The 16,560-nt window shown below is 46.7% G+C and carries 14 protein-coding genes; 12 read left to right on the forward strand and 2 right to left on the reverse strand.

Translation table 11 applies throughout. The features are described 5' to 3' along the window. Positions 1-91 precede the first annotated feature (91 nt). Complete coding sequence (locus QUB68_RS03695; protein WP_332989501.1) at positions 92-1,573, reverse strand: polysaccharide biosynthesis/export family protein; 1,482 nt, start codon at positions 1,571-1,573, stop codon at positions 92-94. A gap of 329 nt (positions 1,574-1,902) precedes the next feature. Between QUB68_RS03695 and QUB68_RS03700 the strand changes: the two genes are divergently transcribed. The 8 genes from QUB68_RS03700 to QUB68_RS03735 all read left to right on the forward strand — a co-directional run bounded on the left by QUB68_RS03700 (position 1,903) and on the right by QUB68_RS03735 (position 10,895). Beyond that, positions 1,903-3,309 (forward strand): O-antigen ligase family protein, encoded by a 1,407-nt coding sequence (locus tag QUB68_RS03700; protein ID WP_332989503.1) that lies wholly within the window; start codon positions 1,903-1,905, stop codon positions 3,307-3,309. A 130-nt stretch (positions 3,310-3,439) separates the two neighbouring features. Further along, complete coding sequence (locus QUB68_RS03705; RefSeq protein ID WP_332989505.1) at positions 3,440-4,774, forward strand: flippase; 1,335 nt, start codon at positions 3,440-3,442, stop codon at positions 4,772-4,774. Between the two features lie 221 nt (positions 4,775-4,995). Continuing rightward, complete coding sequence (locus tag QUB68_RS03710) at positions 4,996-6,333, forward strand: flippase (protein ID WP_332989507.1); 1,338 nt, start codon at positions 4,996-4,998, stop codon at positions 6,331-6,333. Next, positions 6,330-7,529, forward strand: coding sequence for a hypothetical protein (locus QUB68_RS03715; protein ID WP_332989509.1), 1,200 nt, complete (start codon positions 6,330-6,332; stop codon positions 7,527-7,529). Before QUB68_RS03710 ends, QUB68_RS03715 begins: the two co-directional genes overlap by 4 nt. Before the next feature lie 24 nt (positions 7,530-7,553). Beyond that, positions 7,554-8,423 (forward strand): hypothetical protein, encoded by an 870-nt coding sequence (locus QUB68_RS03720; RefSeq protein ID WP_332989510.1) that lies wholly within the window; start codon positions 7,554-7,556, stop codon positions 8,421-8,423. 112 nt (positions 8,424-8,535) lie between these two features. Continuing rightward, on the forward strand, positions 8,536-8,685 hold the full coding sequence (locus tag QUB68_RS03725; RefSeq protein WP_332989512.1) for a hypothetical protein: 150 nt from the start codon (positions 8,536-8,538) through the stop codon (positions 8,683-8,685). After that, positions 8,667-9,611: a glycosyltransferase family 2 protein gene (locus QUB68_RS03730; RefSeq protein ID WP_332989514.1), complete on the forward strand. Its 945-nt coding sequence runs from the start codon at positions 8,667-8,669 to the stop codon at positions 9,609-9,611. The genes QUB68_RS03725 and QUB68_RS03730 overlap by 19 nt, the downstream gene beginning before the upstream one ends. Before the next feature lie 18 nt (positions 9,612-9,629). Then, complete coding sequence (locus QUB68_RS03735) at positions 9,630-10,895, forward strand: glycosyltransferase family 4 protein (protein ID WP_332990151.1); 1,266 nt, start codon at positions 9,630-9,632, stop codon at positions 10,893-10,895. Here the strand turns inward: QUB68_RS03735 and QUB68_RS03740 are convergent. Further along, complete coding sequence (locus QUB68_RS03740; protein ID WP_332989516.1) at positions 10,892-11,650, reverse strand: FkbM family methyltransferase; 759 nt, start codon at positions 11,648-11,650, stop codon at positions 10,892-10,894. The genes QUB68_RS03735 and QUB68_RS03740 overlap by 4 nt on opposite strands. 47 nt (positions 11,651-11,697) lie before the next feature. On the opposite strand from QUB68_RS03740, the gene QUB68_RS03745 reads away from it, so the two are divergent. From QUB68_RS03745 to QUB68_RS03760, 4 genes are all read left to right on the forward strand, one after another. Beyond that, a complete protein-coding gene (locus QUB68_RS03745) occupies positions 11,698-12,579 on the forward strand; it encodes a glycosyltransferase family 2 protein (protein WP_332989518.1) in 882 nt (293 codons plus the stop codon). Positions 12,580-12,666: 87 nt separating this feature from the next. Then, positions 12,667-13,818 (forward strand): glycosyltransferase family 4 protein, encoded by a 1,152-nt coding sequence (locus tag QUB68_RS03750; RefSeq protein WP_332989519.1) that lies wholly within the window; start codon positions 12,667-12,669, stop codon positions 13,816-13,818. Positions 13,819-14,122: 304 nt separating this feature from the next. Beyond that, entirely contained in the window at positions 14,123-15,352 is a 1,230-nt protein-coding gene (locus tag QUB68_RS03755) for a glycosyltransferase family 4 protein (protein ID WP_332989521.1), read from the forward strand. A gap of 59 nt (positions 15,353-15,411) precedes the next feature. After that, positions 15,412-16,494, forward strand: coding sequence for an NAD-dependent epimerase/dehydratase family protein (locus QUB68_RS03760; protein WP_332989524.1), 1,083 nt, complete (start codon positions 15,412-15,414; stop codon positions 16,492-16,494). The last annotated feature ends 66 nt before the right edge of the window (positions 16,495-16,560 follow it).

The following is a 16,560-nucleotide window of genomic DNA, read 5'->3' on the forward strand; positions in this document are numbered from 1 at the left end:
TTTTTGAAGCTGCCGCGCCGCGACTGTCCAATCCTATTGTTTAGTTTATTCTAGCCTTTGCCAGGAATTATCCACTTCACCCGCAGAGTTCTTACCTGAACAAAGATCGGAGAATGCTTAGAAAATTTAACACTCCGGTAGCTGGCCCGACAGGCGCGACAATATTGTTGATGCGGTCTAGGAAGTTCACCAGACCGCTACGGGATACGATAATCATGTCGTTGTTGCGAAGTTGAGGATTGACTTCTTCGTTAATTCCTTGAGTTAAATCGACTTCGATCGTGCGTTTAGTAGCTGTACCGTCCTGATTGAGGCGGACTAGCTCAACAGTCTTTCTTTTAGCTCTGGTATTGCCGTAGCCAAAAAATCCTCGGGAAACTAAAGCTTGATTCAAGGTGGCATTAGCTGGGAGCCTCAATGGATCGAGGGATGTTGTGACTTCTCCTACTACGAAAATGTTAATGCCGGGGGGAGCAAAGTTAGTGTTAGCCAGCACGCCAGCTTCTGCGGGGTTGACGATTGTGGCTTTGGGAACGAAGATCGTGTCTCCCTGCTGCAAGATGGTATCTTGGGTGGCGTCGCCGGACTCTAGGAACTGCCACAGGTTGACCGGGATAATTTGTTCGCCTCTTCTGGTGATGCGGCGCACTTGGATTTGCCGGATGTCGGCTTCGGAGGTGATGCCGCCGGCTAATTGAATGGCGCGGATGACGGTGGGGAAGCCTTCTCGACTGAGGTCGCTTGTGGTGTTGCCGCCGATGACGACGTAAGCCCCCGGGCGGGTGACTTGGCCGACGATCGAGATCGATCGAGGTTTTTCGGGCGGCGGCGAAAAGTTGGCGATCGCAAATTGGCGGGCTTCTGCTTGGTTGAAGTTGGCGACTGTGGGAATCACGATCGTGTCTCTGTCTTGCAAAATGATGTCTTGAGAGATGTCTCCTTCTTGCAAGAATTTCCACAGGTTGACGTTGAGCACTCGATCCGGGCCGTCTGCTTGCGGGCGGCGGACGCGGATGTTGCGGATGTCGGCGACACCCGTGACACCTTCTGCGAGTCTGATCGCTTGAGTGACGGTGGGATACTGCACGCTGGGCGTCACCCCGGGGCCTGAAGTCAGGTTGATGATGAAGTTTCCGGGCCTGGTGACTTCTCCGATGACTCCGACGTTGAGGGGGCGAGCGGCGACGAGGCTGACTGTAACTACGGGGTCTTTGAGGATGCGCCGGTAGGCGTTGCGGATGATGGTGGTGGCTTCTACTAAGCTGCGGCCGCGGACGGAAATCAGGCCGATCAGCGGCAGGTTGACTGAACCGTCGGAAAGGACTTCGTAGCCGCGGGTGAGGTCTGGTACTTCGAGGACTTCGATTTGGATGCGATCGCCACCGCCGAGTTTGTAGCTGTCGGTCGATCGTCCGCTGCCCCCAGATGGTGCTGTGACTGCGCCAGGCCGCAATCGCACTTGCGCCGCCGCAGAAACGGGAAATCCGGCGCCAATCACGTTTAAGGCGATCGCGCACCATGTCAAACTCAAGACAGGCGCGGTAATTTGTTTGCGAAAATCGGCGTTAACCACAGGCTATTTATTTTCTTTTGGGCTCCTTCATTAGTCTAATCTGTCACAATTCAAATGCCATCAGATCGGCAGCACTACCCAAAAATCAACAACAATGGTGACTCACGGGAGTGAAGCCTCTAGATTTTCCTGGCGCGACTGGGTACTCGCTGACTATCGTCGAATTTTCGCAGCCTCCGCCGCTCGTGTGAGCGGACACCTACAGACTATTTAGGTGCAGCGCCTCCGGGCATTGCGGGCGATCGGCGACAACAGCCGATGTTTCTTGTTAAGTTGGTGGAATTAGCCCGCCACTCACTTAATTTTTATGTCAAAAAGGGTAAAAAATTATGGCCAGAATGATTCGGGAGCTAATTTTCGGCAATACTTACTTGCTGTATTTATTTGCCTGTGTGGCAGCGATCGTCACAATTTTAATTTTTCAGTTAGCTTCACAAAAAAAAATAGGTTTGCTCTGGGAAAAATGGTTTGCTGTTTGTTACGTATTCGTATCTCCCCACGTCAACCTGCCTCCATTTAACTACCTACATTTTATCAATCTTGCTGAGGCAGGTGACAGTAATGTGGCTAAACTTCCCTGGGTTTTTTATCCCTGGGTAATCTTTGTTCTCTCCGGGAGATTTATTAGTTTTTTCAAGAATCAATTTGTCGAAGCCTTATCATTCTTAGTTTCAAGAAATCCAGGCTTTTCCCTGTATTGTTTGTTACCAATAACATCGACGCTGTGGTCGCTAGTTCCCGAGATCACGCTGAAAACCGCGATAGCATTTACAGGTTTTACGATTTTTAGTTTTTATGTGGGTGCGCGATATGAGTGGCGCGAATTGTCTGGGTTGCTGCGGTGGGGCTATACCTCCCTCGCCATAGTTAGCGTTTTGCGGAAGCCGAGTATAGGAGCTGAATTTGCCGGAATTACCGGCCACAAAAATGCTTTCGGCAGCCTCATGGTTATGAGTACAGCACTTTGGTACCTGCACTATTCCCAAGGTGCTAAAACTCAGAAAGAACGCTGGATAGCTCTGGGATTCATGTTTTTTTCTTTTTACTTGGTGAGAGCTACTAGCTCCGGGGGGTCTCTCGTTAATAGTTTGATGCTGATAGTTGTCGTGTCGTCTTTAAGTTTTCTGAGTCGGTTAAAATTTCAATGGGCTTTTACTTCTATTGTCGGGTTTACTGTCTTGGGGATTATTACCAGCGTTTATATCATAGACAACTTAGAGGCGATTGTGGTCGGGGGACTGGGAAAAGATTTGACGCTGACTGGGCGGACGGAGTTTTGGCCGCAATTGATTGCAGCAGCCAATCAGCGCCCTTGGTTTGGCTATGGATTTGATGGTTTTTTTCAGCAAGACGAAATTGGCGAGCAAACTCCAGCTTATTTCATATATACTGCTAATGGATTTCAACCAAGAACTGCTCACAACGGTGCTATAGCAGTATTGCTATCTTTCGGTTATCCGGGACTTCTATTAATCTTATCTTCGCTGGTCACTAATCTAGTTTTGGCAGTGCGACAACTGAGCCGCAGCCCGCTATCTGAATCGGGAATACCGATCGTTTACTTGGTGTTTATCATGTTAAATAATATTACTGAAGGTTCGATCGGTGATATTGGCGATGTTTGGCTTGCTTACGTGTTATTAACAGTCAGACTCTCGATCGATAGTAGCAAATCTCCATCCACTGGCAGCCGCACTTACGAACGGGATTTGCCGCCGCCCCTGTATCCAGATTGAATCCCGATTAAGTTGCAGAAGTTAAAAATCCAGATAACTGTGATATACCATATGAATGAGCCTGGTTTTTGATTAATTCCCCAGCGCTCGAAAAGTATATTTATTTCTGATAAGGACTCAAAAACTTCTGATGTTAGATAAGCTAACTGCGCTAGGTCAAAAGCTCGGCGCCGGCCTGGGTCTGCTAATTGACAATCTGGTTTGGTTGCTGACTGACCAAGTTTTGCAGGTGGGTCTGGGCCTGTTTGTGGGAGTGTGGGTGGCTCGCTATCTGGGGCCGACACAATTTGGGTTGCTCAATTACGCGATCGCCCTTGTGTCTCTGTTTGCTTCCGCGACGGCGATCGGATTGGGTACTCTGGTAGTGCGGGATATTGCCCGCGATCCCGAATGCAAGGAAGAGGCTCTGGGAACTGCTTTTGCCCTACAACTGGCAGGGGGAATCATTACTTTACTGCTGGCGGTGACAGCGACGGCGCTCCTGAATCCCGACGACAGTTTAACTCTCACGTTGGTGGGGATTGTTGCCGCCGGAACGATGTTTCAATCCTTTGAAACCATCAATTTTTGGTTTCAGTCCCAAGTTGAATCTAAGTATACTGCGGTTGCGAAAAACTCCGTATCTTTACTGATAGCAGGCATCCGCATCGCATTGATTGAAGTCCGAGCACCGCTGATTGCTTTTGCTTGGACGAGTTTGGCAGAGGTGGCTTTGGGGGGATTGGCGATCGCCCTTGTCTATCAAAGCAAAGGAAATGATTTCAAGTTGTGGCGAGTCAGTTGGCAGCGAGGCAAACAACTGCTTCAGGAAAGCTGGCCGCTGGTGCTATCTAGCTTGGCGGTTTTCATCTATTCCAAAATCGATCTGATTATGCTCGGTTCTTTAGATAAAACAGAATTGGGATATTACGCAGTTGCAGTTAAACTGTCGGAAGTTAGCGATTTCTTGCCGCTGATTGTCGCAGGTTTTATTTTCCCCCAACTCGCACAGTTAAGACAAAAAAATTATGCTGAATACTTAAAAAAGTTTCAGATTTATACGGATGCCATGTTATTTTTGTGGTTGGGAGTGGCGGTGCCAATTTGTCTGCTGGCTCCTTTCATAGTCCAGACTCTTTACGGCGAGCAATATGCAGCTTCGGGCGGGCTGCTTTCAATCTACGTGTGGACTCAATTTGGCAGCAACTTCGGGATAGCTAGAAATACCTATTTTGCTCTCGAAGGTAAACTGCGATACAATCTTTACTTGACTGTAGCAGGCGCAATTTTTAATATAGTATTGAACGCTCTACTAATTCCTCAATATGGAGCTTTGGGAGCAATAGCTGCAACTTTAATCACTTATTTTTATGTAACAATTTTAGTGAACTTTTACATTAAAGAATTAAAACCGTTCGCAAAGATAATTATGGGTTCGTTAAATTTATACAAAGCAGTTTCTCGGCTGCTCGGAGCGATCGGCTGATTGCAATTAAACCAAACCTGCCGCACATATTGCATTCTCCCGATGCTGGGCCGTGCTACTCAAACCATCGGAAAAATCTCGCCCAGAACAGCTAGAACTTTTTCAGTTAATTTTCAATTACTACCAAAGGTTATGATACTATCGTAACAATCCGGGTTGTTAATTGATTCTCGATCGCTCAAGAAAGATATTTATTTATTATAAGGACTCAAAACTTTCTGATGTTAGATAAGCTAACTGCGGCAAGTCAAAAACTCGGGCCAGGTCTGCGTCAGGTACTCGTGAATCTGGCGTGGCTGTTCACAGACCAAATTTTGCAGATGGGTCTGGGTTTGGTGGTAGGGCTGTGGGTGGCCCGCTATCTGGGCCCCGTTCAATTTGGCTTGCTCAACTACGCGATCGCCTTTGTGTCCATCTTTAGTTCCGTAGCGACAATGGGGTTGGGCAGCATCATCATCCGCGATATCGCCCGCAATCCTGAATGCAAAAACAAAACGCTGGGGACTGCCTTCGGGCTGCAATTTACAGGCGGCTGCATCACTCTGTTCTTAACTGTCGCGGTGATTTCGCTATTCAAGCCTGACGAGGGCCTGACACGCTGGCTGGTGGGGATCATCGCCGCCGGAACTATCTTTCAGGCTTTTGAGGCGATAAATTTTTGGTTCGAGTCCCAAGTCCAGTCAAAATATACAGTGCTGGCGAAGAATGCAGTCTGTTTTTTGGTAGCCGGAGTCAGAATTGGATTGGTGCTAATTAAAGCGCCGCTGCTTGCTTTCGCCTGCATTCGATTGGCCGAGGTGGCAATGGTAGGAATGGCTTATGTATATTTTTATCAGCTTACGGGAAATAAAATTAAGGATTGGCAATTCAGTTGGGCGCGCGGCAAAGAACTGCTGCGGGAGAGTTGGCCGATAATGCTGTCAGGATTGGCAGTTTTTTTGTACTCGAAAACAGATCAGCTCATGCTGGGTGCAATGGATAAAAATGTTGAACTGGGATATTATGCGGCGGCTGTTAAAATCTCGGAAGTCTGCGATTTCTTGCCGATGATAATATCTGCCTCTATTTTTCCCAAATTAGCAAATTTGAGGGAGAGAAATTATCAAGAATACCTGGATAAATTTCAAATTTACTGCGATACGATGATGCTTTTTTGGTTGGGAGTAGCCATCCCGATTTCATTACTTTCTCCGTGGATAGTACACCTGCTTTACGGTGATAAGTATGCTAACTCAGCAGCGGTACTGGCTATCTACGTTTGGGCGCAATTTGGGAGTAACTTTGGAGTAGCGCGCAATACCTATTTTACCATCGAAGGTCAGTTGCGCTACAGTCTTTACTTGACTGTAATCGGCTCGATTTTAAATGTGGGGTTAAACTTGTGGCTGATTCCTAAGTATGGAGCTTTTGGTGCAACTGCGGCTACTCTGATTACTTATTTTTACGTGATTATCTTAGTCAATTTCTTGATTAAGGAATTGCGCCCGTTTGGTAAATTAATTTGGCGATCGCTTAACTTGTACAAGGCAGCTTCTCGGTTGATAGGATTAGTAAAATGATTGAAATTAAACCCCACATTCAGCATAAATCTAATTGCCCCATCTCTGGGAAGGCTCTACAGCCTGCAAAAATTTTGTGGCAGGGTATGCACGTTTGTGTTGAATCTAAGTCGAACGGCTCCGGTAGTGAAATAATCGATGTACTCAGAGTCGGTCACAGCTACAACCACTCGCTGCAACTCGATCTAAAAAAAGCCGAGGTTTTTTCTGGCAACAGTTACGCTGGGGAATGGTTGGGAAAACCGTTATTGAATTCACTTCAAAATCCCCGCAGCGAGAAACTGGAAATCACCAAAGAAATTTTTAAGCCGTGCCAGCGGGTGATTATTTTAAACTGTATCGACTTTCTTTACGGTCACTCGCTGTTAAAGTTACTCAACGCCCAAAGACATTTGGAGTGCAACCCCGACTGCGGGTTAGTGGTAATAGTGCCTAAGTTCTTGAGGTGGATGGTTCCCGATGGAGTCGCTGAAATCTGGACAGTAGCGATTTCTTTGAAAAATGGCCGCGATTACTATCCTAGCTTCGGTGAGTTTGTAGAGGAAGAAACGAAACGCTTCGAGCAAATTTATGTCAGCGAAGCCTATTCTCATCCGAGTCAGTTCGACATCACCAGGTTTACGAGAGTTCCCAAGCACAACTTTGAGGAAGAAGAAACACAAATTACCTTTATTTGGCGGGAAGACCGCCTTCTGATCGACAGTTTGCTGTTCCGAGTTCTGAGAAAGCTGAATTTGCTGTCAGCGGGGCTGGTGGTGCAAAATTGGCAGGTGCGGAGGTTGTTTGAGGGAATTAGATCGCGCGTACCCTCCGCAAAATTTGCAGTCGCAGGTTTAGGTACAAAGACTCAGTTCCCCGAATGGATTGAAGATTGTAGGGTTGAGATGTTTAATCAAAAAATCGAGCAGGAAATCTGTCAAATCTATGCTGATAGCCGTTTGGTAATAGGCCTGCACGGCTCTAATATGCTGCTGCCTTCGGGCCATGCTGGCATGACAATGGATTTAATCGATGAGCGGTGGGGCAACTTTGCACAAGACATTATCTATCAAGAGAGCAACCCGAAAATGGCTGCTTTTCGCTACAGATTTTTGCCCTATCAGACAAACACTGATACACTGGCATTTATAGCGGCTGTGATGGTTGAGACTTTTGATGAGTTTAAATCTCACATGACTGCTGATATTATTAATTAAAATGGTGGAGGATAGCAGGAAAAGATGACGAACTCTAAAGCCATAGTAACGCTGACAATTGGCAAAAGATATTTGGAAACTTGGAAAAAATTCTGCCAACCAAACTGGCAAAAGTATGCTGACAGACACGGATATGATATTATTTGTATTTCAAATCCTTTAGATGATTCTGAACGAGCGCAAAACCGATCGCCCTGCTGGCAAAAGTGCCTGATCCTCGGCGAAGAATCCGTCCAGAAATACGAGCGAGTAGTCTGGGTAGATGCAGACGTTTTGATCAACTGGGCAAATGCTCCGTGTATTGCCGAAGGGGTGGCTGTCGATCGAGTAGGTGCGGCGGCAGAATGGGCAACACCTAACGAGCAGTTATCTGCGGAAGCTAGAGACAGATTGTTTGAAACTTGGGGAATTACCGACGAAAAAGACGAGCGGGAGACTTATGTTAAATACGGTATTTCGCCGGAATTCGATCGCATTGTCCAAGATGGTATTATGGTACTGTCGCCGTCTCACCACCGCTCGATTTTAGAAAAAGTTTACCATGAATGCGAAGAAACAGGATTCGGTGAAATGCCTTGGCTGTCTTACGAACTGTTAAAAGCCGATCGCGTGCAATGGATCGATCCGCGCTTCAGCACTGTCTGGAACGTACACAAAGCCTTGTATTACCCATTTTTGCTGCCAAAACCGCAAACAGCAGCAAGTTTGTTCGATCGCGCTAAAAGCAAACTTTTAGCGAAAGGGGTGCCGCCGCGGTTGGTAGACAAACGGGCTAGCGAGTGCGCGACGACGGCTTTGATCAATACTTTTTTTCTGCACTTTGCGGGTACTGCGGGAGAAATGAGACTGGTAGATTTAGCATCTACTTCTTGGCGCGATTTGCGATCGGCTTAACAGTTGACAGTTGACCTGGGACAGTTGGCAGTTGATGGTTGGCAGTTGATGGTTGGCAGTTGACAGTTGGCAGTTGGCAGCACTTGACAAAAGAAGTCAGAGGATTGGAGTAATGAATAGTCTGATTTTAATTGATCCCGATCAGGGTTCCGGCTTTAAACCAATTCTTTCTGGTAAATACTCGGAAATGTTTTTGTCCGCAGCGAAACTTGCATACAATCATCAAAATAGTAGAGTAAGTAAATGCCCGATTGGCAATTGAAAACCCCCGTTGCTTTTATTATTTTTAAACGCCCCGCAGAAACCGAAAGGGTGTTTGCAGAAATTCGTAAAGTTAAGCCGCAGAAACTGTTAGTAGTTGCTGACGGGCCCCGTGCAGATAGACCAGGAGAAGACCGAGATTGCGATCGGACTCGTGCGATTATTGAGCGAGTAGACTGGGACTGCGAAGTGTTGAAAAATTACGCTGACGTAAATCTCGGCTGCCGGCGGCGGGTTTCTAGCGGTATAGATTGGGTGTTCGAGCAGGTGGAAGAGGCGATTATTATTGAGGATGATTGTTTGCCCCATCCGACGTTTTTCCGTTTTGCTGAAGAATTGCTCGATCGCTACCGAGACGATCGGCGGATCATGTCAATCTCCGGTCAAAATGTGCAGTTCGGGCGCAAAAGAACTGACTACAGCTACTACTTTTCTCGCTACAATCACTGTTGGAGCTGGGCGAGTTGGAGGCGAGCTTGGCAGCACTACGATTTAGACATGAAGCTGTGGCCGGAAATTCGCGATGGTAATTTTTTGGTGGACATATTGGGAGATCCGCAAGCTGTAAAAGTGTGGACAAATACTTTTCAGCTTTGTTATGAGGGGAAAATAGATACTTGGGATTTCCAATGGGCATTTGCTAGCTTTATTCAAAACGGTATGAATATTCTGTCTAATGTCAATTTGGCTTCTAATATCGGACACGGTGCGGGAGGAACTCACACGGCGGATGTTAGCAGTCCTTACAATAATATGGCGGCCGAGGCGATCGCATTTCCGATGAAACACCCGCCCTTTGCAATCCGGGACGCGCAAGCAGATAATTTTACTCAAAATACTTTGTACGATTACGATCCGCCGCTGCTCAAGAAGGTGCAAAAAAAAGTCCACAGACTGTTGAAAAAAACCCAGTTAAATCAGAGATAAATTTAGATGGCAGGGGAGATGAAGGTTTTAGTTCTCAATAGTTCTGACACTGAAGGCGGTGCAGCCCGCGCTGCTTACAGACTGCACCAAGGTTTGCAGGGGATTGGCGTGTCTTCGCAAATGCTGGTGAAAAATCAGAAAAGCGGCGGCGCGAATGTCATCTCGTCAGAGCAGGGGATTGCTAAGAGTTTTGATAAGATTATTTCAGTTTTATCAAATTCGCCATTGCGGCTTTACCCGGAAAGAATTCCTGCGATTTTTTCTCCTCAATGGCTGCCCGATTCCCTGGCTGCGAAAGTTGCCCAACTCGAACCTGATATTATTAATTTGCACTGGGTTTGCGGCGGTTATATGCAGGTAGAAACAGTTCCGAAGTTCGATCGGCCCCTAGTTTGGACGCTGCACGATATGTGGCCTTTTACGGGTGGATGCCACTATAGCGAAAAGTGCGATCGCTATACTGAATCTTGCGGTAGCTGTCCGCAACTGCACAGCAGCCAAGACTCGGATTTGTCGCGGTGGGTGTGGCGGCGGAAAGCAAAAGCGTGGAAAAATCTTAATTTAACTTTGGTGAGTCCTAGTGCTTGGTTGGCTAAATGTGCTAGTTCTAGTTCTTTGTGCCAAGATTATCGCGTTGAAGTCATTCCTAACGGCATCGATACTCAAAAGTATAAACCGATAAATCGCGAATGGGCGCGAGAAATCCTGAATTTACCTCAAGATAAACAAATTGTACTTTTTGGTGGTGCTAGCGGTACGGGCGATCGCTGGAAAGGATTTAACTTGCTGGTGCCGGCTTTGCAAAGCCTGAGTAAATCGGGTTGGAGCGATCGCATAGAATTGCTAGTTTTTGGCTCTTCTCAACCAGAAAATCCGATCGAACTTGGTTTTAAGGCACATTATTTAGGTAAATTTGCTGATGATATTTCCCTAGCCTTAGTTTATGCAGCAGCAGATGTTTTTGTTGCTCCTTCTGTTTACGATAATTTGCCGAATACGGTGATGGAAGCGGCAGCCTGCGGCATTCCCAGCGTCGGATTCAATATCGGGGGAATGCCGGATTTGATCGAGCACTGCTCCAATGGCTATTTAGCTAAACCTTATGAAACAGAAGATTTAGCTACAGGTATTGCATGGGTACTGGAAAATCGCGATCGACACCAACAACTCTGCACCAGGGCGCGCCAGAAAGTCGAACAAGAATTCAGCTCAGAGATACAAGCTCGCCGCTACTTGTCGCTGTTTTCCGAACTCGCGGGCGCCGCCAACAGTGCAGCCAATTAAACCAACTGTTTCCGCTGCTCTGCTGTCGCAAAGAAATTAGACTTTCTAAATTGTCCGTTTTCTTTAACAAACACCATATCTACTTGAGCCAAAGCTCCATCGAGAGGGCGGATGTAACCGCCAAAAATATCGTAGGTGACAAATCCCCGCTCTTTCATGTAACTGACAACATCGTATAATTGCGGGCCTCCAACAAAGAATTGAAACAGGGATACTTCCAGTATGACTACTTCAGTATCCTCAAGCACTTTACGACAGCCGTCTAAAACATTCAACTCGGCGCCTTGCACGTCAACCTTCAATAAATAAGGCGCTTTTAAGTTTTTTTCGCGGCAGACATCATCGAGGACAACTAGGGGAATTTCTCTGGGCACACCGTCTGCCAGACTGCCTTCTGACTCGTTGAGAGTAGAAGATCCGTAAAGTTGAGGGTGAACGTTAATCGTAATATTTCCGGCTTGAGCGCCGGCGCCAGCCATGATATACTGAGCTTTGTATTTTTGACAAATTTCTTTTAAATTTTTCTCGTATTCGATCAAAGGCTCTACCAGCAAGAAGTTGGTTTGTGGAAATTTTTCGTACAATTCAAAAGTTCCGTAGGCAACGCCGACATCTAGAATCGTTTGTGGTTGAAAACCCAACTTGATGAACTGATCGAGCACACCGTACATAGATGTTCTCATGCCTTTTCGCGGGACATCGAATCCCAAAGGCTTGAGGATTGTGTACCCGATTTGTTTGAGGATTTGCCTCATAATTTTTTCCAGACTACAATAATATTGAATGACACTATTATAGATTGATGAAACCACACAGCACTATAGCAACAATCATAACTTGCCACAACCGCAAGCAAAAGACCTTAGCTAGTCTCGCGGCGCTATTCAATCAGGTGCTGCCAGCAGATGTCTTGCTGGTGGTGTATTTAGTGGATGATGCCAGCACTGACGGTACTCCTGAAGCGGTGCGGGAGACTTATCCGCAGGTTAAGTTGCTCGGTGGAGATGGGAATTTGTTTTGGAATGGGGGAATGCGGCAAGGATTTGCTGAAGCGATGAAGCAGGATTATGACTATTACTTATGGCTCAACGATGATACTGTACTGGAACCGGAAGCCTTGAATAGTATGCTGGCTACTTCCCGCAGCTTGGCCCAGCAAGGCCACACGCGAGCGATTGCGGTGGGTTCTACTCGCGATGCGGTAACTGGGGCGCTGACTTACGGAGGCTGGTTGCGGACTAGCTGGTGGCATCCTTTGCATTTTCGCTTGCTGGAACCGATCGCAGAACCTCAGCAGTGCAGTACGATGAACGGTAACTGTGTTTTGATGCCGCGATCTGTAGCTGAAGTAGTGGGAAACCTAGACCCGGCTTTTATCCACAGCATGGGCGATATTGACTACGGTTTGCGATCGGTGCAACAAAATTGTACAGTTTGGGTGGTTCCCGGATACGTGGGAACCTGCTCGACTAACCCGCCGGAGGGTAACTGCTGGGAAGATCCGAACATGAGTTTGCTCGATCGATTTAAAAAGGTACTGCAACCCAAGGGTTATGGGCCAAAAGAGTCGAAAGTGCTCGTACAGCGCCACACGAATATATTGTGGCCGATATATTGGCTGTTACCCTATGTGAGGTTGATTTTGACCTCAATCCGCCGAGGCCCTGTAGGGTATCGCGGCTAATATTATTTTTGCAACCACAGGGAATGGGTAAGATTTTTGGCAACACTGCCACCTTCCTTGTCGTCGCTATAACTAAAGGTGAACCGCATGGATGAACTTCGCATTGCTTGGCTTGTCCCGGAAGTGGAACTGGGAGCTTACTGGCAGCCTGTTTTGAGAGAATTTACGAAAATTTTTAAGCATACTGTATTTTATACCGGTCGTGTTTGGCCGGGGTTCGATCCGACGTTGCCGGGAGCTTCGGCTATTCAGTTGGTGGGAAAGACTAAGTTTATTGAAACGGAAAAGATAGAAACAGGTTACGATCGCGGTTTTATTGCAGTGTCGCCTCGGATTATCGGTCATTTGCTAAAATTTAGACCTGATGTTGTGTTTCCCCAAGCTTTTTCTCTGTGGACTGTCTTGGTAATTATCTTTAAGCCGCTTTGTCAGTGGCGGGTTGCGATTATTTATGACGGGAGTTCCCCGAATACTGATTTTCGAGATTCGAGTTTTCGGACAGCGGTAAGGCGGATTTTAGCTCGGTTTGCTGATGCTTTTGTTTCTAACAGCGCCGCGGGGAAGAGGTATTTGGTTGAGGTGCTGAATGTACCGGAAAATAAAGTTTTTACGAGAACTTATTTGGTGCCGGATGCGGCAGCGCTGCTGAAACCTCTGGAATCTCAAGATTTGCCAAGTTTGGATTTAAAAAAGCCGGTTTTTTTGTATGTGGGACGGATTACGGCTCGCAAGGGAATTAAGACGCTTTTGGAGGCTTGCGCTGTTCTGGAACAGCAAGGATATTCTGATTATAGTTTACTGATTGTCGGTAAGGGCGATCGGCTAGAGGAATTGCAAGCTTTTGTGGCAGAGGCAGGTTTTGCCGATCGGGTAAACTGGGTTGGATGGGTGGACTACGGCAATCTGGGAGCTTATTTTCAGCTTGCTGATATTTTTGTCTTTCCTACTTTTGAGGATGTCTGGGGTATGGTTGTACCGGAGGCGATGGTGTTTGGGAAACCGATATTGTGTTCTAACGGTGCGGCTTCTTGCGAGTTAGTTGTGTCTGGGGAAAACGGTTATATTTTCGATCCTAGCAATGCTAGAGAGTTGGCGGATAAAATGCAAGTTTTTCTTGATAATCCTGATTTAATTGAGTCGATGGGAGAGCGTTCGCGACAGCTTATTTCTCAAAAAACTCCCGAAACTGCTGCTAAGGCTTATGTTGAAGTTACTGATTTTTTGATGGGTAATAAGTGAAGTTCGGCAACGGATTGTGTAGCGGATGTAACGGATTTCATTCAGTTGACAGTTGACAGTTGACAGTTGACAGCACTTGACCTAAAAGTCCGAGGATTGGAGTAATGAATAGTTTTATTTTAATTTCTCGCCTTTAAGGGTGGAGGCTTTAAACCAATTGTTTCTGGTAACGGATTTAAATTACCAATTACCAATTAGCAATTCCCAATTACCGATTCCCAATTACCAATGCCCGATGCCCTGTTTGCCCAATGCCCTGTTTGCCCTGTTTGCCCAATGCCCAATGCCCAATTACCGATTACCAATGAAAGTTTTATTATCTGCGTTTGCTTGCGAACCTAATCTCGGCTCTGAAGAGGGAGTGGGATGGAATACTGTTATCGAATCTGCTAAACATCATGAAAGTTGGGTATTTACACGGACGTTTTGTCGATCGTACATTGAAGCAGAATTAGAGCGCAATCCGGTACCCAACCTGCACTTTGTTTATTTCGATCCGTTTGGGTGGAGCGAAGATTGGAAGGGGAAACAGGGATTGCTGCAACTTCACTATTATTTGTGGCAAATCTGGGCTTATTTTATTGCTCGAAAGCTCGATCGTGAAATCGGTTTTGACTTAGTACATCATGTAACTTATGTCAAGCATTGGTCTCCAAGTTTCTTGGCGCTGCTGCCGCATCCTTTTATTTGGGGGCCTGTGGGCGGTGCAGAGGCAGCACCAAAGCCTTTTTGGCAAGATTTTAGCCGCCGGGGCAAAATTTACGAAACGCTGCGAGCATTGGCTCAAAGCGCGGGAGAACGCGATCCGTTTGTGGGGCTGACGGCGCGCCGCAGTGCCGTGGCGCTGGCTACTACGGAAGAAACCGCAGCCAGATTGCGATTTCTCAAAGCAAAAAACGTGAAAATTTTCTCGCAAGTCGGTTTATCGCAACAGGAGATTCAGGAATTAGCGAAATTTCCAAATCCGCCGGAACAGCCTGTTAGATTTATTAGCGTCGGTCGTCTCTTACATTGGAAAGGGGTGCACTTGGGACTCCGTGCATTTGCGGAGGCTTCGGTAGAACAATCGGAATACTGGATTGTGGGAGATGGCCCGGAAAGGCAGCGTTTAGAAGCTTTGGCGATAGAATTGGGACTGGGAAATCAAGTATTTTTTTGGGGGTCTTTACCGCGCACGGAAACTCTTTCTAAAATGGGGGAGTCTCACGTTCTCCTGCACCCGAGTTTGCATGACTCGGGCGGTTTTGTCTGCACGGAAATGATGGGGGTTGGGCGTCCGACGATTTGTTTGGATTTGGGGGGCCCGGCTACTCAAGTGACTGCTGAAACTGGGATTAAAGTGGTTGCTACTGACCCAGTGAGCGCCGTTCAAGGTCTTGCAGAAGCTATAGTATGCTTAGCTAAGGATGGTGAATTGCGATCGCGCTTGGGTGCAGCAGGTCAAAAGCGCGTCAGGGAAATCTATGATTGGAATATAAAAGGTCAATTCTTTGCTCAATTGTGCAAAGATGTATGCAAGGGAAAATCAGAATAACTTCCGATTTGTTCGATCGCACAAAACAAAGAAAACCATATTTTTTCAGGCGGTGAAACGTGAGCGTTGCAATCATTACTGGCTCGGCGGGATTAATTGGGTCGGAGGCGTGTAAGTTTTTTGCCAAACAAGGCTTAGACATAGTTGGCATCGACAACAATATGCGCCAGTTCTTTTTTGGTGCCGATGGTTCTACGAACTGGAACCGCCAACAGCTAGAAAAATCTTTGGGAACCAAGTATTATCACTTAGATGTGGACATTCGCGACTACGAAGCTATTACCAATATTTTTCAGCGTTACGGAGAGTCGATCGAGTTAGTAATTCACACAGCAGCCCAACCGAGCCACGATTGGGCTGCCCGCGCTCCCAAAATAGATTTTACCGTCAACGCTAACGGTACTCTCAATCTTTTAGAAGCAACTCGCTTGTACTGTCCCAAAGCAGTTTTCATTTTCACTTCTACTAATAAAGTATACGGCGATACGCCGAACAAATTGCCTTTAATTGAGTTAGAACACAGGTGGGAAATTGAATCGGGTCACACTTACGAAAGCGGCATTCGGGAAGATATGTCTATCGACCAGTGCCTGCACAGTTTGTTTGGGGCTTCTAAGGTAGCGGCTGACGTTTTAGTTCAAGAATACGGCCGTTATTTTAATATGAACACCGCTTGTTTTCGCGGTGGCTGCCTGACAGGGCCGAATCACTCGGGAGCTCAATTGCACGGCTTCCTCGCTTACTTGATGAAGTGCGCCGTGACGGGAACTCCCTACACCGTGTTTGGCTACAAAGGCAAGCAAGTCCGCGATAACATTCACAGCGCTGATTTAATTGCGGCATTTTATGAATTTTATAAAGCTCCCAGGAGCGCCCAAGTTTATAATACAGGAGGAGGCAGGTACAGCAATTGTTCGATGTTAGAAGCAATTCAGATGTGCGAAGCAATTGCGGAACGCAAATTTAATTGGACTTATGCTGAAGGGAATCGCATGGGCGATCACATTTGGTGGATTAGCGACAATTCAAAATTCGCCAGTCACTATCCTGACTGGAAAATGCAATATAACGTTAAACAAATCCTACAGGAGATTTATGATTGTAACCGCGAGCGTTGGCTCAAAGAGGGTGCGCAGGAGTGAGCGGGGATAAAAAACAATTTGTTGGCAATTTTTGTAAACGATTGAATACAACGTTAAACAAATCCT

The sequence above is a fragment of the Microcoleus sp. A006_D1 genome (genome assembly GCF_036702805.1).
Taxonomy (GTDB): Bacteria; Cyanobacteriota; Cyanobacteriia; order Cyanobacteriales; family Microcoleaceae; genus Microcoleus.